We start from the raw sequence: 21,038 nt of genomic DNA, 5'->3' as shown, positions 1-21,038 counted from the left end.
TTGAAAAAAGTGCTCGGCTGTCGAGCGCTCATTTCGAGTAGTTAGGTTATTGATTTGTAAACTCAAATGGCCATTCCTTGAAGTGTGCTAATAACCAAATGAAAAAATACATAGCCGAATTAATACGTAAGTTAATCTCTCCTTCAATGCGATTTGAGCTAAGGAAGGCGCTCGCCTGGCTGCAAGATATAGGGGGGAGGGCATGTTTTTGGCGCTGGGAAATTGCCAGATTCAAACTGCGCGAAGACAGCACCTATGACATTCTCTATGTGGGCAGGAAAACACAGCGGGAATTTGTAAAGGTTCTACTGGGCGCCGAATCTCAAACGGTTAATAGCCAATTGAAGTTGGATAATTCAGAGCGGACAGTGTGGGTCAGTGAAATGCCGACCTTGGGTGCATTATCTGTGCCTCAATATTTAAGTGCTGTCGTTCCGCTGAGCCGGTCAATTGAGGATATTACGGCCAGGTACAATACCGAATTGCGTCGAAATCTGCGCAAGAACCGGTTGCGCTATCGTATGAAACAGGCCTTGAACGATGACGAAATTGAAATCGCAGATCGGGAAATGCTGAAGCCCTATGCCAGCGCAAGGCATGGAGCAGCGGCCTCTCAAATTGAATCCCGTGAAGTTCAACGGGTGGCAAAAAGCGTCGGGCGGCTCGATCTAGTACTGCTGGAGGATGAAATTGTTGCATGCCATCTTGGGTGCGTGATTACCCGGGCAGGAAAACGCTACTGGAGCACCGTCCGTTTCGGCTACCCCGATGTTGTATTTTCAGATGCTAAGAAATTACGTGAAATTAACTCGATTACCACGTTCATGGCGCTTGAGTGGGCGATAGAAAATGGTTTTGACTATTATGATATCGGAACTTGCCTGGCACGCCCGGACGATGGACTTCTCGAATGGAAAAGACGGCGTGGTGGTGATGTCGATACGCTGGGTAACTACGGCTATTTATTTGTTCGACTGCCTAAGGTGGGCGCGGCGCAATTTCTTTGGGAGACGCCTCTATTTGCTGTCGAAAGCAAAAAGCTGACACTTCATCTTGGGTTGCCGGACGGACCAAGTGATGAGGAGGTCGCGGGTCGATATCGTGAAATGGGTTTTGGTGGACTGTTCAAAATATATCTTCATTGTTCTAGAAAACCGGAAGAGGCGCTTCTCGACACCTTGCGCGGCCGCTACGCTCATCTGGCATTACCCCCTATTCTGGAAACTATTGTATCCACCTGAATAGGTTGCTTTAAAGAAGTACGGTTTACCTGTTTGGCCATAAACGCTGTTTCGGTATAACCACATTACGATGGGGGAGCATATGTCGAAATTTAACGCATTGACGAGTGGTGGCCAATCAAAGTGGAGCCTTGCTGCGTATAAACACATTCTTAAAACGCGACTTTTACGGAAGCCGTCGTTAGCGCTGCAAAGCCTGGCCGTGAAAACGTGGGAAATTGCTCCAGGCGAAATCTCAATTGCTCCGCCCGCTTTTTTCCTTCCCGATCAACTCGAACGTGTGACGGGATGGGCAGGGGAACTTTTTTATCCTTACGAGCATCCCCGTCGCACAATGGAAGGAGTGGGCAGTGTTGAACATGGGTCAACACGAGGCTACCTGCTTAAAGATGTCTGGTTAATTGATGGCACTCTTTACAAAGGTAATGCCAAGTCTTCGTTGTCGCCTAGATCTGGATGGTTACCAAAGATTCGCGTAGAAAACGAAATTGATCGCGGTGCGATGTTTTGCACGGCGGGAGGGAATAAATGGTTTGGCTCGTGGTTAATGGATGATTGTATAACCTATCCAATAGCCTGCGAGGAAGGCGTTCCGGTGACCACGGCAGTGTCTGCCAACCTTGTGTCCACCGTTACGACCTGCATACTTCATGCCCCCGGCTATGAGGACTGGCTTGGTATGACGCCGGTTCGTTTACGCGATGCATTTTTTCGTGAGCTCGTTATCTTTGACGACCTAAGTCAAAATCGACATAAGCACCTGCGTTTTCGGGCGATGGGTGAAAAGTTACTCTCGCACGTAAAAGTTTGCGATCACCCAGGCGTGTTCGTTCTGCGAGGTGGCACGGGAGAATTGCGATTGTTACGCAATGAATTGGAACTTGCCGAGCGTCTGCGTGACCGCAGGGGGTTTCGGATTATCGATCCTGCCAAATCCGACGTTCCGACTATCGTAGCGGCCTGTGCCGGTGCAAGAACAGTGGTAGGGATTGAAGGGAGTCATCTAATACACGGCGTTAATGTACTCCAGCCGGGTGGTTCGCTGCTGGTATTGCAGCCCCCTAATCGCTTCCTCTGTTTTTTCAAATATCTAACGGATCGTGATCACCAAAACTTTGGCTTTGTGGTCGGTACGCAAGAGGGCAATGGCTTCAGGATCGATCCCGATGAGGTTGAGCGGACGCTGGATCTATTTCCGGCATAACAGCTTCTTCAGGTTTCTGGATATTTGAATTCATGCCGGGGCAGGAAGCCACCCCGGTATTCTGGGTAATGTCAGCTTAGTAGGCATGCTTACCGGAGAAGGCAAACACCGTTCGTACAAGGATGACGAAATCGAGCCATAGCGACCAGTTGTTGATGTATTCAATGTCCGAGTCAACACGCCGAATCATCTGATCTATATCCCTCGTTTCACCACGATAGCCACGCACCTGAGCCAGGCCTGTGATGCCCGGTTTAATGTTGTGGCGCGCAAAGTAGCCCGAGACGTCGGGCGAGTACTGCACATCGTGTTGAATAGCGTGCGGGCGAGGCCCCACCAGAGACATTTCCCCCATCAAAACATTGAACAACTGCGGTAGTTCATCGAGGCTGGTTCGTCGAATAAAGGCTCCCACTCTGGTCATGCGCGGGTCATTCTTTTGCGCCTGTTTGACGATGCCGTCTTCCGGCTGATGGACGACCATGCTTCTGAACTTCCAGATCCGAAAAGCTTCTCCACTCCACCCCATGCGCTGCTGACGAAAGAATATGGGGCCGGGGCTATCGAGCTTGATGGCAATGGCGACGGCTACCAGGACTGGCGCTGCAAGAACCAAAATGAGAAAGGCCAGGACTTTGTCCTCAAGGTTCTTCAGAAACAGACGCATCCCCATCAGCGGAGTTTCAGACAAGGTCAGCACGGGAATGCCGGCAATTTCGCGAACACTGTGGTTGATCAGGCGCAACGAGAAAATGTCAGGCACCCAGTTAACAGAGATGTGTTTATCGAACAGCCTTAAATAAACATCCTGGATGACCTCTGAGCCACCCAGAGGGGTCACGAAATAGACGGTACGAATGGCATGTTTAACAACTAACTCATCAAGGTCGGAGATATCGCCCAGTATCGACAGACGTTGCGCGCCTTCCAGACTTTCCTTTCCCCGATCATCGTCCGCGCCAATCAACACACAGCCGACTATGCGCTCACCGAGCCAGGGATTATTGCTGATTTTCTTGTGAAGATAGCTGGCCAGCTCGCCCGAGCCAATGATGAGCGAGTTTTCCAATTGAGTCGGGTGGGCCAAAAACTTTTTCTGCATCTCGCGTGTCGCGAGGTGCAAAAGCAACTGGGCAAAATATCCAACAACAAATAACTGCCCAACCAATAAACGTGAGTACTGTTCGCTTTGCTTGGTAAGAAAGGCCATGGCAACGAGAAAGCCAAACGTAGCAGTCCACGCTTTCAAAAGCTTGAAGGCTTTGACGGTAAAAACAACATTGCTGCGGTAAATGGCATAGTGGTCGTACACGACGGCCAACGCCCCCAGCAGCAACAGGAGCAGGATGACATAGGACTGCGTGATGAAGCCGATATGATAATTGATCAAAAACCACGCAACGCCGGTCACCGCAACACAATCGAGACCAGCCTGAATAACGATACTGGTACTGCTTCTTCGCTGGAGAACGGAACGGGTACTGTTGGGCTCAAATATCATATTTAGACCTCATGTCTGCTGCCCCTCGCGCTCGATGATGACGCGATTCAGTTCATGCTGCCCTCGCTTGAGAGCGTTGTCGTCACCGTGATTAGCCACCCACCTTCGAAAATTACAGGCTTTGGGAGCATGTGGTGACGCGTGCTATCACTTTAGCAGTACTGTGAAATCATTCACTGAATCTGCGTAGTCCTGAGTAGTTTAGTAGAACCTCAGGGCCTGAAAAAATGAAGCCCATCGAGATACCGACCGGCCCGCAGCGGGGCCGTCCGCTGTGTCAGCAGCAAGGTCGTGCCTGGTCAGCATTCGGGATTGTTCGCAGGGAGTCTGATTGCATTGCGCACTGATTCCATCGGGGGAAAACGAAACGGCGCCCACAATGGGCGCCGTCTTCGTTTGGGTCGATCAGACGCGTTCGAACAACACGGCGATGCCTTGGCCGCCGCCGATGCACATGGTTGCCAGGGCATAACGGCCCTGAACACGGTGCAGTTCGTGAATCGCCTTGGTGGCGATAATCGCACCGGTCGCGCCCACCGGGTGACCCAGAGAAATCCCGGAACCGTTCGGGTTGACCTTCTCCGGGTCGAAGCCCAGTTCCTGTGCCACGGCACACGCCTGGGCCGCGAATGCTTCGTTGGACTCGATGACATCCAGGTCGGCAACGGTCAGGCCGGCGCGTTTGAGGACCAGGCGGGTGGCGGGAATCGGTCCCAACCCCATCAGCTCTGGCTCCACACCGGCATGGGCATAACCGACCAGTCGGGCCATCGGTTTGAGACCTTGATCGAGAACCATCTGACCGGTGGCCAAGATCAGAGCTCCGGCACCATCATTGAGGCCCGACGCGTTGCCGGCGGTGACGCTGCCGTCTTTTTTGAAGGCTGGTTTCATCTTGCCCAATTGCTCGGCATTGACCTCGGCGCGGACATGCTCGTCCGTCGCAAACGTCACGGTACCTTTGCGGGACGCTAATTCGATCGGCACGATCTGGTCGGTAAACCGCCCTTCGGCAATCGCCCGAGCCGCCCGTTGCTGGCTGAGCAGCGCCAACTCATCCTGAGCCTGACGAGTGATGCCATAGCGCTCGGCGATGTTTTCCGCAGTAATGCCCATGTGGAAACCGCCAAACGGGTCTTGCAGAGCGCCGAGCACGTAGTCGATGGCTTGCATATCACCCATGCGTGCGCCCCAGCGCGCCTGCGGCAAGATATAGGCCCCGCGGCTCATGGACTCGACGCCCCCCGCCAGCGCAGCCCCGGCATCCCCCAACATCAAACTTTGAGCGGCACTGACAATGGCCTGCAAACCAGAACCGCAGAGGCGGTTGACGTTGAAGGCGGGCGTCTCTTTCGGCAGGCCGGCATTCATCGCCACGGCACGAGAGATGTAGGCATCACGTGCTTCCGTTGGGATCACATGCCCCATCACCACGTGACCGATGTGTTCAGGCGCCAGCCCCGAACGTTCAATGGCGGCACGGCAAACGTCAGTGGCCAGTTGGATAGGTGGCACATCTTTGAGCGAACCGCCAAAGCTGCCGATGGCGGAGCGGACGGCGCTGATAACAAAAATGTCGGATGGGTTCATGCGGGTTCCCCTGGAACAGCCCTGGATTCAAGTGTGCTTTCGCACTGTCATATGGGGGTGAGTCTAGACACAGCAATGATTTTGGCCTATGCCAAAACTGCTCAAGGGGGGTGGCGTTTTTGGCCATTTCAGTTGAAGTCGCTTTTTGATCCGTCTGATCCGGTAAAAAGCGCAGAAAAGAAAAAAGCCCGGTACACGTCCGTAATGCTGTTCACTTAAGGTTGGGGGACATATCCGTTTCTGTGGTGATGGCGACTTAGGGTTCCGCCCTTACGGCGGGTCACTTGGAAAAGCGCCAAGTAACCAAACGCTTTTGCCCCTGACGTACGGTGCCTCGCCCAGGCTCGGCATGCCCTCGCTCCGGTCCTGCTCCGTGGGCCCGCCGCCATCGGCCATCCATGGCCGGGGGCGGCTACCGCGGCATCCTTGCCGCGGTGCCCACTGCGCAGAACCTGCGCTCGGCCTTCCGACGGGGCAGATCAAGATCAGAAGCAAGATCAAAAGCCCGGCGTTGTACCTGTGGGAGCGAGCCTGCTCGCGAAAAACGTCCGGACACCGCGTTCATTCAGACAGCACGCGTCACCGTTGACGTCCTTCGTGAGCAGGCTCGCTCCCACAGGGGATTGCGTACGCTTGAAGAGAAAGGCCGGCCGGTAGGCCGCCTCGCTTTTGCTTTTGCGGTGCACGCGCCCCTCACGCCCTGAGCCTGTCCGTCAACCTGTAACGACCTCCATCGGCGCCTCTACCAACGTTGATCCACCGCCCCCTCGCTACGCATGTGTGTACCTGGAAACACCGAGCTTAAGCGAACAGCATTACGGTACACGTCCGGGCTTTGTAATTCAGGTCTTTGTCAGGCGCACGTTTGGTCTTGCTTGTGCCATCCATCTTCAAACTGAAGGTTGAGCTTATGAAGCTCATGATCCAGTTCGTTGATCGAGTTAATGGCGGCCATCAGATCCGCCTCGCCAGTCTTGGCTTCCAGGTAAAGCCCGCGCAGGTAGCGATCATTTACAGTCGGAATCTTGTCAGTCTTTTCCCAGATCGCCACCGCTTGGGAGGTCAGTCCGACAATGCTGGCCAGCCTTTCTTGAGACAAACCCAGCTCTTTACGCAGGAACCGAAACTCTGCACCGGTCAGAGCTGCCGGTTTTTGCGCAATCGTCTTGCCGATAAAGTCGTGAAGGCCCTCGACATCCGTGATAGCAACTGACTCGCCATAGGCAGTCTCTTTCACCCTGTAGCCGTTGCTAAGCCAGACGTTCGGTAGCCCGCTCTCAACGTAGTGGTACATCAAATTATCTCTCCCTTTGCATCGTGGTCACTATGACGAGATATCTCCCGTTTTCGTCGACATCGATTGCGCCCAGTTACCTATAATTTTTATAGGTTTTTACAGGCTAAAGCTCAAGCGCCGATTGTCAAAGCAGGGAAATAAAATGAGACATGTAGCGGAGCCGCGACGGGCAGATTCAGTTCATGCGACAGGCCGGTCCGACTTCATTCATCCAATTGCCGCGCCGGAAAGAACAGCTCAAAGCAGGTGATGCCCTCGCTGCTGCTAACGCTGTAAGCCCCATTGTGCAGCTGCATGATCGTCGCCACGATCGACAACCCCAGGCCGTTGGAGTGGGCCGAGCGTTCGCGGGATTCGTCGACTCGGTAGAAACGCTCGAACAGTCTGGGCAAGTGTTCGGCGGGGATGGTCTGGCCGTGGTTGCGCACGTGCAGGCGGATGCCGTCGGCCGCGGGTGTGGCTCGGATGAACAGCTCGGAGTCAGGCGCGCCGTATTTGATCGCGTTGGCGCAAAGGTTGGCCAGGGCGCGGCGTAGCAACATCGGTTCGGCCCAGATCATTCCGCTGCCCTGGGCATCGATGCTGATCCCGACATCCGCCGCCAGCCCTTCGAAATAGTCGGCCATGCGTTCCATTTCTTCGGCTGCATCCAGTTCCTGCCGTTGGCGCAAAGCACTGGCCGGGTCGGTGCGGGCCAGAAACAGCATGTTGTCGAGCATCCGCGCCAGGCGCTCCAGCTCTTCGACGTTGGAGGCGAGCAGTTGCTGATAGGCCTCAATGCTGCGGTTTTGCTGCAGGGCGACCTGGGTTTCGCCGAGCAGGTTGTTGATCGGCGTGCGCAGTTCATGGGCCATGTCGGTCGACACCTGACCCAGTTGCACGAAGCCCTTGCCGAGACGGTCGAGCATTGCGTTGAACGCCTCGATCATCGGCAGCAGTTCCCGCGGTGCGCCCTGGCTGTCGAGGCGCTCGGTGAGGTTGCCGACGCCGATGCCTTGGGCGTGTCGGGCCAGGCGTCGCACGGGCAAGAGCCCGCGATGCACCAGCAGATAGCCGGACAGCGCCAGCAGAATCGCCGCCACGCTGGCGAAGAGGTACACGTTGAGTCGGTAGCGGGCGAGGACCGCGGTGCGCTCGGTCATCAGGCGCCCGGTGACCACTTGCAGGCTGCCCAGATCGCCGGAGTCGATGGTCGCCGCCAGCGCTGCGAAGGGCACGCCGTCCACACTTGGGTAATGCTGCACGTCGGCCAGCGCCAACGGATGGTCCATGGCCACCGGCGCCAGTGACGGCACGGCGAGGTTTCCCGGGTTGACCACCAGCAAGGGTTTTTGTCCGGGGGCGCCGATGGTCAGCAGCGCCTCGCGATTGCCGAGCATGTTCTGGAACAGCGCCGGTTTGGTCTTGATCAGATCCAGCGTGTTGCTGTCGTTGAGGAAGGTGCGCAATTGATCGATGCGGTTCACCAGGGCGGCGTCGTCGCGACGAATCAGCTCGCGTTCCAGATCCCGGTACAACGCTACACCCAGGAGGGTCAGCGAGACAAAGGCGAGCAAGGCAAACACAAGGGCCAGGCGTAGCGTCAACGAGTGGCGAAGGCGTGAGGTCATGGTTGAGTATCGAAGCGGTAGCCGATACCGCGCACGCTGTGAATCAACTTGAGTTGGAACGGGTCGTCGATTTTCAGCCGCAGGCGCCGCACCGCGACATCCACGACGTTGGTGTCACTGTCGAAATTCATGTCCCAGACTCGCGAAGCGATCATCGAGCGCGACAGAACCTGGCCTTGGTGCGCGGCGAACAGATGCAGCAGGGCGAACTCCTTGTTGGTCAGGGTGATCCGCACGCCGGCACGGGTGATGCGGCGTTTGAGCACGTCGATTTGCAGGTCGGCGACTTGCAACTGTTCTTCTTCCCGGGTGGGACCGCGCCGGGTCAGGGTGCGCAGGCGCGCCACCAGTTCGGCGAAGGAAAACGGTTTGATCAGGTAATCGTCGGCGCCCAGTTCCAGGCCCTTGATGCGGTCGGCGATGTCATCGCGGGCCGTGAGAAACAGCACCGGGGTGTCGGCTTCCTTGCGCAAGCGGCGCAGGACTTCCCAGCCATCCATTTTCGGCATCATGACGTCCAGCACAATGACGTCGAAATCGTTCTCCAGCGCCAGGTGCAGGCCATCGGCGCCATCGCGGGCCAGGCTGACGGAGTAGCCGAGTTCCTGCAGGCCGTTGAGCAGGTAATTGCCTGCTTTGGGTTCGTCTTCGACTACGAGGATGTTCATGGGGTCTGCCTGGTTCGGTGTCGGCAACATACAGGTCGCGGCGGCGGGCTACAGAGGTCAGCCAGTGGCGCCAGTGTAGCCCGATCCTCCGTGAGTACAGGCGTCTGATCAATTGTCACCAATGCAACCCATGCCCTGGACCTGATAATCCAGCACGTGCTTGCGACCCTGATGGTCGAGGTAAATCAGCTGCTCGGGGACGATGCCGCATTCTTGCGAGATGATATTGCTGGACAGGTCTTTGGCGATGTCCAGGTGGACGAAGAAACCGGTCTTGTCGTGGATGACAGGTTCGGTGGTCTGGGTAGCGGCAAACGCCGAACCGGTGGCGAGGAGAGCAGCAACACCGAGGATTAACATTTTCATGATGATTCCCTCTATTCAGGGGCAGGTTGGCTGCCGATGGGTTGCCTGGCAGTGAACTCAGGTTAACCAGGCGATCCGCACAGCCGACCCACAGTTGAATGACAATTTTGTAATGAAACGGCGTCGACGTTACGGTTGGCGACCAGCGGCTTCGAGGATCAGGTCAGCGATTTCTTTGGAGTGGGAGACCAAAGACAGGTGACTCGACGGCAGCTCGATGGTGGTCGCGTTCATGCGTTTGGCGAGGAAGCGTTCCAGGTCCGGGTTGATGGTTTGATCGAGGCTGGAGACCGCGTACCACGACGGCTTGGTGTGCCAGGCCGCGGCGGTGGTGCGGTCGGTGAACAGGGTTTTGGCGATCGGTTGCTGGACGGCGAACAGTTCCATCGCCTTGTCGTGGGGCACGTCGCTGGCGAAGTATTTGAGGAAGGCGTCTTGCTTCAGGCTGATGAAACCATCGTGCTCCTCAGTGCCGGCGCGCACGGGCATGGTCGGGTACTTGGCCGACAGCGCGACGAAGTCCTCGCCGGCGTCCGGTGCCCGGGCCGCGACGTAAACCAGCGAGCTGACGTTCGGATTGACCCCAGCTTCACTGACCACGGTGCCGGCGTAGGAGTGGCCGACCAGCACGGTCGGGCCGTCTTGTTGATTGAGCACGCGTTGCGTGGCGGCAACGTCGTCGGCGACCGAGGTCAACGGGTTTTGCACCGCCGTGACGTGCAAGCCAGCGGCCTGCAACCGGGTGATCACGTCCGACCAGCTCGAGCCATCGGCCCAGGAACCGTGCACCAGCACGACGTTGTTGGCTTTGACCGGCGCGATGTTGCTGGCCATGGCGGAACCGGTGCCCAGCATCAACAGGCTGGTGGCGATCAGGCAGAATTTACTCATTGCTTTCATGGTGTCGACCCTTGTCATCAGTGGGAGGTGTGTCACCCGCGGCGGGTGACTGACGACGCCACTGTATGAAGCGAGGGTGCTGGCGACGCTGACAACTCAATGACAAGTTTGTAATGCACGGCGCAACTGTCTTTATGCCTGACTGCCGTATGTCGGGAGCGAGGAACGCCACCCATGAAAAAACTTCAAAACGAAGAGTGTCTTTGGGAGTTTGAGCATGAGTGATGATCAAAAGAGCGAAGCCTTGGCGGCCTGGTATCAGCTCCTGAAAGTGCCCGAAATCCGGATGGATGCCGAAGAGCAATATGACGCGTTGCTCAAGGCTGCCGATGAGATGGAGCGCACCGGCCTCATCAACAGCGCTGAATGGCGCAGGCTGGTCCAAGAGGCGAGCGCCGCTTTTGCCAATGCGACAGAAGGGTTAGGGCGCGGAACGTAGTGTTCAAACCCTGGTGGTCAAACTTCGCCTGCTGGCTGTTCGGCCTGTTGGGTGAACCACTGCATGATCAGCGAACAGGCTGGATGAGCGGCGGCGGAAGGTTGCAGGTTCAAGGCGTAAATGCCGCGGGTCTTCAATGGATGGCCGAACGGAACGACGAGTACGCCGCGTTCAAGTGATTCGCCTGCCAGGGTCAGGTCAGTCATGGCGACTCCCAGCCCTCGCGCCGCCGCATCGAGCGCCAACTCGTCGAGGTTGAAGGGAATGTGGCGGTAGTCCTCGAGTGACTGGCCGCCATTGGCTTGCAGCCACCGGAACCAGTCATGCTGGTCCGCCGAACGATGCAACAGCGGGAAACGCACGAGATCGGCCACCGACTCCAACGGCTGGGAGATGCTGCCCAGACCCGGAGCGCACACCGGCACCAGCGCCTCCTCGAACAACGTCAGGCAGTCAGGATCGCGGGACGGCTCTGGCAGATAGAGGATGTAGGCGTCGCTGTCGATGGCCGGTTCCACCACTTCTGTGGCCACGGTTTCGATCGACAGCGAAACCTGCGGATGACTTCGATAGAACTCGCTCAATTTTGGCAGCAACCATCGAACCGCCAGCGACACATGCATGCGTATGCGGAAGGGGCGTTTTTGCGGTGTCAGCCGATCTTCAAGGGTTTTCAGTTGCGCCAGGATACTTCGGGCGGTCGCAAGCACCTGTTCGCCTTCCGGTGTCAGTCGAACGCTGCGGCTATTCCTCACGAACATCGGCAAGTCGAAGTGGCTCTCCAACTGCTGGATTTTTCGGCTCACTGCGCTTTGGGTCAGGCACAGCTTTTGCGCCGCGTGCGTGAAGCTGCCTGAGCCTGCGACCTCGACCAGCGCCTGCAAGGCCTGGAGAGAAGGAACGTGGTGAATTTTATCCATGCGTTTTTTGAATAGCTCGATGATTTTATAACGTTGGTTGTATCACTACAGGCCTTATAGATTCTAGCTCTAGCCAGCGCCAGCCGGAAATACTCATGCGATGACGTCATGTGCGGTGCTTGCAGAACGACAGGCAGATGAGGTGATGCATGACCAATGTATGTGGCTGGATTGCGCAGGCGGGGAGTTCACCCGCTCGCGATGCTCTCAAAGGCACGCAAAAAGCCGATTGGCTGATTGTCGGTGCCGGTATCACCGGGCTGTGTGCCGCTCACACACTCGCTGAAATGCACCCTCAGGCGCGGATCGTGATTGTCGACAGACAACGGGCCGCGCAGGGCGCCTCGGCGCGCAATTCCGGTTTCGTGGTGGGACACGAACATCCTGCCAAAGATGAGTTGATCGGCAACCCCGGGTTCGCCGGTTTTGAAGTCGATACCTCGATTTCCCGTGCCGCCAGTGACGAAGTACGCCGGCGCATCGCTCGTCTGGGCATCGAATGTGAATTCAGGGAATCGGGCTACTACTTCGCCGTCAACGATCCCGGCAAGTTGACCGATGTGGCGGCCAAACTGGCAACGCTACGCGCTGTCGGCGCCTCTGCGCATTTTCTGGAAGGTGAACCGCTGAGCAAACAACTGGGCACCGCGCATTACCAGGCCGCGATCTGGTGCGGCAATGGCAACGCACTGCTGCAACCGGCGAAATACGTGAAGGGCCTGCTGGATACGCTGCCGGCCAACGTGACCCTGTTTGAGAACACCGATATCACCGGTCTGGAGCGTTTGGGCAAAGGGCGTATTCGCGCCAATGGCACCGAGGGAAGCATCGAGGCCAGGCAAGTCCTTGTGTGCCTGAACGCGTTCATCCCGCGCTCCGGAATAGACGACAGCGGGACGTTCCCGATGGAACTCAGCGCCAGCCTGACACGGCCGCTCAGCGACGCCGAGTTCAAGTCCATCGGCGCGGTTGAGCCTTGGGGCGTGCTGTCCACCCGGCCCTTGGGCGCCACGGTGCGACTGACCCCGGACCGCCGCGTGATGATCCGCAACACGGCGGAATACCGTTCTCGGGATTTATCCAACAGTGAGCTGCTGCACCGTCGCAAACACCATGTGCTCGGCTTGCAACGACGCTTCCCGTTCTTGAGCGAGCAGGACATTCAATACACCTGGACCGGACACTTGAGCGCTTCACGCACCGGGCAACCGTATTTCGCCAAGGTCGACGAAGGTGTGTTTGCGGTGGCCGGCTGCAATGGTTCGGGCGTCGCACGCGGCACCCTTTGGGGACGCTTGCTCGCCGAACTGGCATCAGGTGACAGCTCGCCGATCCTCGAATCGGTGATGCGCAGGGCCCAGCCGGGATGGCTGCCACCGCGGCCCTTGCTCGATATCGGTGCCATGCTTCGAATGCGCGTGGAGGCGGTCCGGGCCAAAACAGAAATCTAGAACACCCGGCGATCAAAAAAGAACAAAAATTCATCAAACACACGGTGATTGAACATGCGCGTCAATAACATTTCCCTGATGGTCGTGCTGGCGACGTTGTCGGCAGCCACTTACGCTGACGAAGTCGTCAATATTTCTAACTGGAACGGCTACATCGCCGACGACACCTTGACCACCTTCACCAAGGAAACGGGGATCAAGGCAACATACGATATTCACGACAGCAACGAAGTGCTGGAATCCAAACTGATGACCGGCAACACCGGCTATGACGTGGTGAGCCCTTCGAACCATTTTCTGTCCCGATTGATCAAAGCCGGGGCCGTTCAAAAGCTCGAAAAAAGCCAGCTACCCAACTGGAAAAACCTTGACCCGGCGTTGATGAAAAAACTCGAGGTCAATGATCCGGGCAACCAGTACGGTTATCCGTACATGTGGGGCACGGCGGGTATTGGCTACAACGTCGAGAAGATCAAGGCGATTTTTGGCAACACCGATGTCACCCATTCCTGGAAACTGTTTTTTGATGAAGACAACATCAAGAAGCTGAGTCAGTGCGGCGTGGCGATTATCGATAACCCTACGCAGATCCTGCCGATCACCCTGAATTACCTGGGGCTTCCACCGCATAGCCACGAGCCGGCGGACTACAAGAAAGCCGAGCAGGCGCTGCTCAAAATCAGACCTTACGTCCAGTATTTCCACGCCTCCAAATACATCAGCGACCTGGCGAACGGCAATGTCTGCGCGGTGATCGGTTTCAATGGCGACATCGTGCAGGCGGCCTCCAGCGCCAAGGAAGCCAACAACGGCATCGACATCGCCTATTCGATCCCTGACGAAGGTTCCACGCTGTGGTTCGACATGGTGGTCATGCCCAAGAGTGCGCCGCACGAGAAGAATGGCTACGCCTACATGAACTACCTGCTGACACCTCAGGTCATTGCCAACATCAGCAACAGCATCCATTACGCCAACCCCAACCTTGCGGCGGATCAGTATGTTGTTCCGGCGGTGAAGCAGGACCTGGCGATTTACCCGCCGACACGTGTGTTGGACAAGTTGTTTACCGTCGAGGAGTTGCCTGCGGCCATCGCACGGTTGACGACCCGCCTGTGGACCAAATTGAAAACCAACACATAACAACATCGGCACGATCCTTGGGGTGCGTCGCATCAGGCGCGCCCCCGGGAGCAGGCTTCCAGCCCCGAAGTAATGCACAGAGTCTAAAACTGCCCCTTGTCTACTTTAGGGATCTGCGCGATAGAGAAACCAGGCATAGACAGCCAGGCAACCCCACAATCCCGCAATGATCCATGACGTTCCTTGATGGGGTTCTGTGCCTGAAAAACTCCAGTTCAATAGGACTCCGAAGACGGCGAGCACCGTCGTGGCGACTATCAGGGCAGGGCGTACTACCTTGTATTTATCCGAATGTTTGTATAGCCCTTCATGTGCCGCGATGGCAGAGAGGGGCACAAGGATGGCGGCGCCGAACACCCAGACGAACTGATGAGCAGTTACAGCACTGCCCGAGAAGCCGAAACCACCAAACGCCACGAACAGGGCGAGGGAGTCGAGGATGTCTGATACAAGCGCGGGGAGGCCATATACCTCTTGCTTAAAAGCGTCCTCACGATATCTGGGGTTCTTGTGGTCCGAGCACCAGTTATCGTGCCGATCCATAAGACGCACAAATTGTAGGCTGTGGTAGACGGTGAACCAGAGAGCAAGAAGCAGGGCGGGTCCCGATGGCCAATTTGGGGAGCTGAGTCCGATCACGAACCACGTCATGGCGGCGCCAAGGGCACCGGGGTATAGAAGTCCGGAAACGAAGTAGTAGAGTCGAGGCCAGAGCATTGAACGTCTCCCCGCAGGATTGAATCAGGAGGCTAGACAACTCAGTGTGCAGATGCGGCAGCGACCTTCAGAATAGTCGACCGGCTCAATACCTGATGCCAGTCGGTTAAGCCGCACTGCAATCTATCGCAGCCGAACGCAGGCTCCGCCAGCTGCTACAAGGAAGTGCGGCGCAGCTGGCTTAACTGATTGGCATTAGGCCCAATGCCTGCTTTTCCTCGGTCTGCCGCACCGTGATTCAGCGTGCCTAGTGAGTTGTATTACAGTCGCGCGTATCACTTCAGGTCTTATTCCAAGAGATTCTTTGTTGTATGTCATGGCCCTAACCATGGCCTACGCTTATCCCGAGATGGATATTCATTGATCAGGGTTTGCTCCCTGATCAACGTTCAACGGGTGCCCATAAAAACAAAAGTCTCGGGAGACAACTTATGTCCGCTTTGTTCCGTCGATTCAGCCGCTGCATCGCAACGGCCGTTACCGCTGCTGCGCTCGCGACACCGGCCTTTGCGCTCGACACCGTCAAGTTCATGGCCCCGGGTTCTGTGGGTGGCGGTTATGACCAGACCGCCAGGGTCCTGGGCAAAGCTTTGATCGAGGCCAACACGGCCAAATCCACCACCTTCGAGAACAAGGGCGGAGCAGGGGGGACATTGGGGCTGGCGCAGTTCGCCAACAGCACCAAGGGCGATCCGAATGCGCTGCTGGTTGTCGGTGCGATCATGGTCACTGCCATTGAACAGAACAAGCCACAAATCACCTTGAAGGACGTAACACCGATTGCCCGGCTGTTTACCGAATACAACGTGATTGCCGTCCGCAAAGAATCCGAGTTCAAAACCCTGGAGGACTTGCTGAAAGTCTTCAAAGACAAGCCGACCAGTATTTCCTGGGGCGGTGGTTCCAAGGGGTCGATCGATCACATCGGCATTGCCGAGTTGGCCGCGAAAATGGGTGTCCCGGTCAACAAGGTGAATTACGTCGCCTTCGCGGGTGGGGGTGAAGTCGTTGCTCAGGCATTGGGCGGGCAGATCAAGGTGATCACCGGTGGCTATGCCGAGCTTGGCCAATACATCAGGAACGGCCAGTTCCGAGTACTTGCCATCGGCGCGCCAGAACGCATTGAAGGCATCGATGCACCGACCCTGAAAGAGAAAGGCTACGACGTGACCATCGGCAATTGGCGTGGTGTTTACGGTGCCGCGAACCTCACGCCCGAGCAGCGCAAAGAAGTGATCGACGCCGTCGTGGTCGCCACCAACAGCAAAGTCTGGAAAGAAAATATCGACACCAACAAATGGTCACCCAACGTCCTGACTGGCGATGAGTTCGGCAAATTCGTCGACGAAGAGCATGTGCGGCTGCGCGCAATGCTGGTCGAGGTCGGGCTGGTTTCGAAATGACCCAGCCTCGCGCAATCGTGCCGGTGCAACTGGCGATTGGCGTCGGAGTGATTGCCATCAGCGCCGTGTTGGCGGTGGGTGCATTCCGGTTTCCTCCCGAGATGGGCTTCGTCATCCTGGGAGCCCACGTCTATCCGTACGCTGTCTCGGTGTTCCTGGGCGTCGTCGGTCTGTTGCTGTGCTATCAGGCCGTCACCGGCGGTTTCCGCGAGCTGGCAGACCACAGCGACGAAGCTGCCCAAGCGCTGCCCGGCGGCAAATCCGGCGCAGCCTGGGTGACGGCGGGGCTTGTGGGGGTGGCCGTGCTGATTAACCTCATCGGGTTCGTATTGGCCGCCGGGCTGCTGTTTGCCTGTTCGGCGCGGGGGTTTGGCAGTCGGCGTCCGGTGCGCGATCTCGCCATCGGCATTGCCTTGACCCTGCCGATTTACTGGCTGTTCAACGCCGGGCTAGGGGTTTCCCTGCCGCCCCTGGTCAATGCCTGGATCTGACCCGGGCCGAAGGAGGTAAACAAGGTGGAAACTCTCGCAAACCTGGCCATTGGTTTTTCTGCTGCGCTGACACCGATCAATTTGATGTGGGGTTTTATCGGCTGTTTGCTCGGCACCGCCATTGGGGTCTTGCCGGGTATTGGGCCGGCGCTGACCGTTGCACTGCTGCTGCCGATCACCGCCAAGGTTGATCCTACGGGCGCCTTGATCATGTTCGCCGGTATCTATTACGGCGCGCAGTTTGGCGGCTCGACCACCTCCATCCTGCTCAATACGCCCGGTGAATCGTCCTCCATGGTCACGGCCCTGGAAGGCAATCTCATGGCGCGCAACGGCCGGGCAGGACCAGCCTTGGCAACGGCCGCGATAGGCTCATTTGTCGCCGGCACCATCGCGACGGTGTTGCTGACATTGTTTGCCCCTGTTGTTGCCACGCTGGCGCTCAAGTTTGGTCCTGCCGAGTATTTCGCGATTCTGGTGCTGTCCTTCACGACGGTGTCTGCGGTACTCGGCGCTTCAATGCTGCGCGGTTTTGCCTCGCTCGGGATTGGACTGACCATCGGCTTGATCGGCCTGGACTCGACCTCGGGCATTGCCCGCTACACCTTGGCGGTGCCGGAGTTGGTGGATGGCATCGAAGTCGTGCTCGTGGCGGTCGGTTTGTTTGCCGTGGGTGAGGCCTTGTACAGCCTGCTGTATCAAAAAGAAGAAGCGTCCGGTCGGCACCGCTTGACCTCGTTGTGGATGACGCGCGCTGACTGGAAACGCTCGGTACCCGCCTGGCTACGGGGCACGTTGATCGGCTTTCCATTCGGCTCGATTCCGGCCGGTGGCGCTGAAATTCCGACGTTCCTGTCCTATTCGGCGGAACGCAAACTGAGCAAGTACCCGAAAGAGTTTGCAGGCAGCAAGGGCGAGGGGGCGATCGAAGGGGTCGCCGGTCCCGAGGCGGCCAACAACGCGAGCGCGACGGGTTCTTTGGTGCCACTGCTGACGCTCGGCATACCGACGTCCGCCACCGCGGCGATTCTGTTGGCCGCGTTCCAGAACTACAACCTGCAACCGGGGCCGATGCTCTTCCAGACGTCGGGGGAACTGGTCTGGACCCTGGTGGCCTCGCTGTATGTCGGCAACGTGATCCTGTTGGTGTTGAATCTCCCGTTGGTGGGGCTGTGGGTCAAGCTCCTGCAGATTCCCCGGCCGTACCTGAACGCCGGCATTCTGGTGTTTGCCACCATCGGCGTGTACGGCATGCGTCACTCTTCCTTCGATCTTTTGCTGATGTTGGCGATCGGTTGGGGCGGGGTGCTGATGCGTCGTTTCGATTTCCCCGTCGCCCCGGTGATCGTCGGCATGCTGCTGGGGCCGATGGCTGAAAAACAGCTGCGCAATGCGTTGTCCATCAGCGAGGGGGACTGGCTGGTGTTTGTGACGCAACCGATATCGGCCGCGTTCCTCGCGCTGACGCTGCTGGTGCTGGTGGTTCCGCATCTGCTTCACGCTCGCGGTATCAAGTTGCATGAGGACGATTGAGCGGATTGGCCAGCGCAGCCTGCCGGGCTGTGTTTTGTTTTTTGTGTGTATATCCGTTTCTGCGGTCACGGCGGCTATCGGTTTCGCTTTTACAGCGAGTCACTTGGAAGAGCCCCAAGTAACCAAGGGCTCTTGCCCCTGACGTTCGGTGCCTCGCCTAGACTCGGCATGCCCTCGCTCCGGTCCTGCTCCGTGGGCCCGCCGCCATCGGCCATCCATGGCCGGGGGCGGCTAACCCGGCATCCATGCCGGGTTGCCCACTGCGCAGAACCTCCACTCGGCCTCTCGAGGGGGCGGTGCATCAAGATCAAAAGCTGCAGGCGAGCTAACGCTCGGCCTGTTGAGTGGTGAGAAGCGAAAGTTGTTGATCGTTCCCACGCTCCGCGTGGGAATGCCGCCGGGGACGCTCCGCGTTCCGCTGTCGACGCAAGACTTAAGTCCTACGCACTGGTGACGCGGAGCGTCACGGGATGCATTCCCACGCAGAGCGTGGGAACGATCAGTGGGTGCCGGGAGCTGTTGATCTTGTTTTGGCTTTGGATTTTGATCTTGATCTGCTTGCCCCTTTCCCAGAGGCCGAACGCAGGCGTTGCGCAGGGGGCACCGCGGCAAGGATGCCGCGGTAGCCGCCCCCGGCCATGGATGGCCGATGGCGGCGGGCCCCCGGAGCAATGCCGGAGTGAGGGTATGCCGAGCCTAGGCGAGGCACCGAATGGAGGGGCAAGAGCCCTTGGTTACTTGGAGCTTTTCCAAGTGACTCGCTGTAAAAGCGAAACCGTAATCAGCCATCACCGCAGAAACGGATATGTACCCCGATCTTAAGTGAACAGCGCCGCACGGAGTGCTTTGGGTTAAACCAGATTGATCGTGACGTCGATGTTGCCACGGGTCGCTTTGGAGTACGGGCACCGCTGGTGGGCGCCATCCACCACCGCCCGAGCGACAGCAGGGTCCAGACCCGGAAGACTGACATTGAGGCGCGCCTGGAGGAAAAAGGCGTCCTCGGTCTTGCCCAGGTCCACTTCGGCATCGACGGCGACGTCGCTCGGCAGGGTCACCTTCAACGCGACAGCCGCCTTACCCATTGCACCGATGAAACAGGCCGACCAACCTGCCGCCAGCAGCTGTTCGGGATTGGTGCCACTCCCTGACGAGCCAGGCGCGGAAAGTTTGATGTCCAAACGTCCATCGTCGCTTCGTGACTCGCCGTTACGGCCTCCGGTCGTGTGGATCTTGCCGGTGTAAAGCACGGTATCGATTTCATTGATCATGAGGTGGCTCCTGCTGGGGTGTTGGGCTCTTTAGCCTGGGTTCATCGGAGAACGCCAGGTGTTCGACGCCGCCCACTTTTTCACCTTCATGTACTGCGTATGTGTCCTGATCCAGTGGTTGTGTATCGCTGTGTAAGATCGCCAGGGAAAATACAGAGCGTTACAAATCTTCCGACCACCTGTATGTGGTGGCAGGGAAGGGCGGGGCTTTTCCGGCGGAGGAGCTTGGTTATTCGGCGTGAAGCACACGGACTCGGTCTCGCCGACAGCTGTCGGCGGGACCGCTTTAAACCTCACCATCACCCTCGTTTAGGCAGTTTCCAGTTTGGCCGAATGAAATGGCACGTGTAGCCGTTGGGATAGTGTTCGAGGTAGTCCTGATGTTCCGGCTCTGCCTCCCAGAACGGGCCAGCGGGCACGATTTCAGTGACGACCTTGTCGGGCCACAAGCCAGATGCATCAGCGTCGGCTACCGTGTCCTCGGCCACTTGCTTCTGTTCATCGTTGAGATAGAAGAGTGCAGAACGGTAGCTCATACCCACATCGTTGCCCTGACGATTCGTCGTCGTCGGGTCGTGGATCTGAAAGAAAAACTCGAGGATCTGGCGATAGCTGATCTGGTCCGGATCGAACACGATCTCGATCGCTTCCGCATGCGTGCCATGGTTGCGGTAAGTCGCATTGGGCACATCGCCGCCCGAGTATCCCACCCGCGTGGACAGCACGCCGGGGTAACGTCTCAGCAAGTCCTGCATGCCCCAGAAGCAGCCACCGGCCAGGATGGCAGTTTCAGTTCGCGTCGTCATATAGGTCCCTCCCATCAGTGAATTTGGGATCAGGTATCAATGTACCTCATGTGCTTTCGCTTTTTGGCCGAAAACGCTCACTCGGTCCGCGGCCACCGATCCTCGATTGCGTACCATGGCGCTTTCGATGCAACACACACGTGTTTCTGTTTTTCACTCAGAAACGGCGTATCCAGCGTGCCTATCGCCACTGACATCCAGTCCGAATACTCACCTTTGGAATCAGACCAGAACAGCGAAGAGCTGCAGTCGCCACAGAACTGTCGGACGACGCCTTCAGACGAGTGAAAGGTTTTGAGCGTCTCGACTTCCGCAATGATCGTAATCGCCGACCTGGGTGCGCTTGCATAGGTCGCGAACGCTGCCCCGTGGCTCTTGCGGCATTGGCTGCAATGGCAATGGGTAACCGCTTTCAGCTCAGCGGCCACTCGATATTTCACTGCGCCGCACAGGCAACTTCCTTGGTGAAGTGCATCCATGTTTATCG

Annotated in this window: 20 protein-coding genes; 8 read left to right on the top strand and 12 right to left on the bottom strand. The window is 57.5% G+C overall.

Annotated elements, in window-relative coordinates:
• Positions 1-98: 98 nt before the first annotated feature.
• The gene (locus tag AC3IUE_RS19925) at positions 99-1,241 is read left to right on the top strand and encodes a hypothetical protein (protein ID WP_489263448.1); all 1,143 of its coding nucleotides are present in this window, start codon (positions 99-101) and stop codon (positions 1,239-1,241) included.
• A 70-nt stretch (positions 1,242-1,311) separates the two neighbouring features.
• A complete protein-coding gene (locus AC3IUE_RS19920) occupies positions 1,312-2,445 on the top strand; it encodes a glycosyltransferase 61 family protein (protein WP_489263447.1) in 1,134 nt (377 codons plus the stop codon).
• A gap of 76 nt (positions 2,446-2,521) precedes the next feature.
• Here the strand turns inward: AC3IUE_RS19920 and AC3IUE_RS19915 are convergent, their stop codons facing one another.
• From AC3IUE_RS19915 to AC3IUE_RS19885, 7 genes are all read right to left on the bottom strand, one after another.
• Positions 2,522-3,946 (bottom strand): undecaprenyl-phosphate glucose phosphotransferase, encoded by a 1,425-nt coding sequence (locus tag AC3IUE_RS19915; protein ID WP_056743474.1) that lies wholly within the window; start codon positions 3,944-3,946, stop codon positions 2,522-2,524.
• A 405-nt stretch (positions 3,947-4,351) separates the two neighbouring features.
• Positions 4,352-5,536: an acetyl-CoA C-acyltransferase family protein gene (locus AC3IUE_RS19910; protein WP_489263446.1), complete on the bottom strand. Its 1,185-nt coding sequence runs from the start codon at positions 5,534-5,536 to the stop codon at positions 4,352-4,354.
• Positions 5,537-6,389: 853 nt separating this feature from the next.
• Positions 6,390-6,830, bottom strand: a complete 441-nt coding sequence (locus tag AC3IUE_RS19905; protein WP_046049359.1) for a helix-turn-helix domain-containing protein — start codon at positions 6,828-6,830, stop codon at positions 6,390-6,392.
• A gap of 206 nt (positions 6,831-7,036) precedes the next feature.
• Positions 7,037-8,443 (bottom strand): heavy metal sensor histidine kinase, encoded by a 1,407-nt coding sequence (locus AC3IUE_RS19900; protein WP_489263445.1) that lies wholly within the window; start codon positions 8,441-8,443, stop codon positions 7,037-7,039.
• Positions 8,440-9,111 (bottom strand): heavy metal response regulator transcription factor, encoded by a 672-nt coding sequence (locus tag AC3IUE_RS19895; RefSeq protein WP_056743466.1) that lies wholly within the window; start codon positions 9,109-9,111, stop codon positions 8,440-8,442. The genes AC3IUE_RS19900 and AC3IUE_RS19895 overlap by 4 nt, the downstream gene beginning before the upstream one ends.
• Before the next feature lie 108 nt (positions 9,112-9,219).
• Positions 9,220-9,477: a DUF2790 domain-containing protein gene (locus AC3IUE_RS19890; protein ID WP_056743465.1), complete on the bottom strand. Its 258-nt coding sequence runs from the start codon at positions 9,475-9,477 to the stop codon at positions 9,220-9,222.
• Between the two features lie 129 nt (positions 9,478-9,606).
• On the bottom strand, positions 9,607-10,377 hold the full coding sequence (locus tag AC3IUE_RS19885) for an alpha/beta hydrolase (protein WP_489263444.1): 771 nt from the start codon (positions 10,375-10,377) through the stop codon (positions 9,607-9,609).
• Positions 10,378-10,594: 217 nt separating this feature from the next.
• Between AC3IUE_RS19885 and AC3IUE_RS19880 the strand changes: the two genes are divergently transcribed.
• The gene (locus tag AC3IUE_RS19880; protein ID WP_056743460.1) at positions 10,595-10,816 is read left to right on the top strand and encodes a hypothetical protein; all 222 of its coding nucleotides are present in this window, start codon (positions 10,595-10,597) and stop codon (positions 10,814-10,816) included.
• Positions 10,817-10,833: 17 nt separating this feature from the next.
• Here the strand turns inward: AC3IUE_RS19880 and AC3IUE_RS19875 are convergent, their stop codons facing one another.
• On the bottom strand, positions 10,834-11,736 hold the full coding sequence (locus AC3IUE_RS19875; protein WP_489263442.1) for a LysR substrate-binding domain-containing protein: 903 nt from the start codon (positions 11,734-11,736) through the stop codon (positions 10,834-10,836).
• A gap of 149 nt (positions 11,737-11,885) precedes the next feature.
• On the opposite strand from AC3IUE_RS19875, the gene AC3IUE_RS19870 reads away from it, so the two are divergent.
• Together AC3IUE_RS19870 and AC3IUE_RS19865 are read left to right on the top strand one after the other, a co-directional pair.
• Complete coding sequence (locus AC3IUE_RS19870) at positions 11,886-13,187, top strand: NAD(P)/FAD-dependent oxidoreductase (RefSeq protein WP_489263441.1); 1,302 nt, start codon at positions 11,886-11,888, stop codon at positions 13,185-13,187.
• A gap of 54 nt (positions 13,188-13,241) precedes the next feature.
• Positions 13,242-14,330 (top strand): polyamine ABC transporter substrate-binding protein, encoded by a 1,089-nt coding sequence (locus tag AC3IUE_RS19865; protein WP_489263440.1) that lies wholly within the window; start codon positions 13,242-13,244, stop codon positions 14,328-14,330.
• A 105-nt stretch (positions 14,331-14,435) separates the two neighbouring features.
• Here AC3IUE_RS19865 and AC3IUE_RS19860 read toward each other — a convergent pair whose 3' ends face one another.
• Positions 14,436-14,981 (bottom strand): hypothetical protein, encoded by a 546-nt coding sequence (locus AC3IUE_RS19860; RefSeq protein WP_489263439.1) that lies wholly within the window; start codon positions 14,979-14,981, stop codon positions 14,436-14,438.
• Between the two features lie 497 nt (positions 14,982-15,478).
• Between AC3IUE_RS19860 and AC3IUE_RS19855 the strand changes: the two genes are divergently transcribed.
• The 3 genes from AC3IUE_RS19855 to AC3IUE_RS19845 are packed head-to-tail and all read left to right on the top strand — an operon-like array spanning position 15,479 to position 18,474.
• On the top strand, positions 15,479-16,450 hold the full coding sequence (locus tag AC3IUE_RS19855) for a tripartite tricarboxylate transporter substrate binding protein (RefSeq protein WP_489263438.1): 972 nt from the start codon (positions 15,479-15,481) through the stop codon (positions 16,448-16,450).
• Complete coding sequence (locus tag AC3IUE_RS19850) at positions 16,447-16,941, top strand: tripartite tricarboxylate transporter TctB family protein (RefSeq protein ID WP_056743450.1); 495 nt, start codon at positions 16,447-16,449, stop codon at positions 16,939-16,941. Before AC3IUE_RS19855 ends, AC3IUE_RS19850 begins: the two co-directional genes overlap by 4 nt.
• A 24-nt stretch (positions 16,942-16,965) precedes the next feature.
• The gene (locus AC3IUE_RS19845) at positions 16,966-18,474 is read left to right on the top strand and encodes a tripartite tricarboxylate transporter permease (RefSeq protein WP_056743448.1); all 1,509 of its coding nucleotides are present in this window, start codon (positions 16,966-16,968) and stop codon (positions 18,472-18,474) included.
• 851 nt (positions 18,475-19,325) lie between these two features.
• On the opposite strand, the gene AC3IUE_RS19840 is transcribed toward AC3IUE_RS19845, so the two are convergent.
• The 3 genes from AC3IUE_RS19840 to AC3IUE_RS19830 form a co-directional block, all read right to left on the bottom strand.
• Positions 19,326-19,745: an organic hydroperoxide resistance protein gene (locus AC3IUE_RS19840; RefSeq protein WP_489263437.1), complete on the bottom strand. Its 420-nt coding sequence runs from the start codon at positions 19,743-19,745 to the stop codon at positions 19,326-19,328.
• A gap of 299 nt (positions 19,746-20,044) precedes the next feature.
• Positions 20,045-20,551 carry a peptide-methionine (S)-S-oxide reductase MsrA gene (gene msrA / locus AC3IUE_RS19835; protein WP_489263436.1) on the bottom strand — a complete coding sequence of 169 codons (507 nt, stop codon included), beginning with the start codon at positions 20,549-20,551 and terminating at the stop codon, positions 20,045-20,047.
• 77 nt (positions 20,552-20,628) lie between these two features.
• A complete protein-coding gene (locus AC3IUE_RS19830; RefSeq protein WP_489263435.1) occupies positions 20,629-21,030 on the bottom strand; it encodes a GFA family protein in 402 nt (133 codons plus the stop codon).
• Positions 21,031-21,038 lie beyond the last annotated feature (8 nt).

This window comes from Pseudomonas sp. GL_093 (assembly GCF_057837605.1).
The sequence above is the reverse complement of the archived record's forward strand: the minus strand, read 5'-3'. Positions and strand labels throughout refer to the sequence as shown.

Coding starts and splice junctions, on each gene's coding strand:
- AC3IUE_RS19855 (WP_489263438.1), top strand. CDS start 15,479: ATGTCCGCTTTGTTCCGTCGATTCAGCCGCTGCATCGCAACGGCCGTT.
- AC3IUE_RS19870 (WP_489263441.1), top strand. CDS start 11,886: ATGACCAATGTATGTGGCTGGATTGCGCAGGCGGGGAGTTCACCCGCT.
- AC3IUE_RS19830 (WP_489263435.1), bottom strand. CDS start 21,030: ATGGATGCACTTCACCAAGGAAGTTGCCTGTGCGGCGCAGTGAAATAT.
- msrA (WP_489263436.1), bottom strand. CDS start 20,551: ATGACGACGCGAACTGAAACTGCCATCCTGGCCGGTGGCTGCTTCTGG.
- AC3IUE_RS19915 (WP_056743474.1), bottom strand. CDS start 3,946: ATGATATTTGAGCCCAACAGTACCCGTTCCGTTCTCCAGCGAAGAAGC.
- AC3IUE_RS19905 (WP_046049359.1), bottom strand. CDS start 6,830: ATGTACCACTACGTTGAGAGCGGGCTACCGAACGTCTGGCTTAGCAAC.
- AC3IUE_RS19850 (WP_056743450.1), top strand. CDS start 16,447: ATGACCCAGCCTCGCGCAATCGTGCCGGTGCAACTGGCGATTGGCGTC.
- AC3IUE_RS19910 (WP_489263446.1), bottom strand. CDS start 5,536: ATGAACCCATCCGACATTTTTGTTATCAGCGCCGTCCGCTCCGCCATC.
- AC3IUE_RS19840 (WP_489263437.1), bottom strand. CDS start 19,745: ATGATCAATGAAATCGATACCGTGCTTTACACCGGCAAGATCCACACG.
- AC3IUE_RS19900 (WP_489263445.1), bottom strand. CDS start 8,443: ATGACCTCACGCCTTCGCCACTCGTTGACGCTACGCCTGGCCCTTGTG.
- AC3IUE_RS19920 (WP_489263447.1), top strand. CDS start 1,312: ATGGGGGAGCATATGTCGAAATTTAACGCATTGACGAGTGGTGGCCAA.
- AC3IUE_RS19895 (WP_056743466.1), bottom strand. CDS start 9,111: ATGAACATCCTCGTAGTCGAAGACGAACCCAAAGCAGGCAATTACCTG.
- AC3IUE_RS19885 (WP_489263444.1), bottom strand. CDS start 10,377: ATGAAAGCAATGAGTAAATTCTGCCTGATCGCCACCAGCCTGTTGATG.
- AC3IUE_RS19925 (WP_489263448.1), top strand. CDS start 99: ATGAAAAAATACATAGCCGAATTAATACGTAAGTTAATCTCTCCTTCA.
- AC3IUE_RS19875 (WP_489263442.1), bottom strand. CDS start 11,736: ATGGATAAAATTCACCACGTTCCTTCTCTCCAGGCCTTGCAGGCGCTG.
- AC3IUE_RS19865 (WP_489263440.1), top strand. CDS start 13,242: ATGCGCGTCAATAACATTTCCCTGATGGTCGTGCTGGCGACGTTGTCG.
- AC3IUE_RS19880 (WP_056743460.1), top strand. CDS start 10,595: ATGAGTGATGATCAAAAGAGCGAAGCCTTGGCGGCCTGGTATCAGCTC.
- AC3IUE_RS19860 (WP_489263439.1), bottom strand. CDS start 14,981: ATGACGTGGTTCGTGATCGGACTCAGCTCCCCAAATTGGCCATCGGGA.
- AC3IUE_RS19890 (WP_056743465.1), bottom strand. CDS start 9,477: ATGAAAATGTTAATCCTCGGTGTTGCTGCTCTCCTCGCCACCGGTTCG.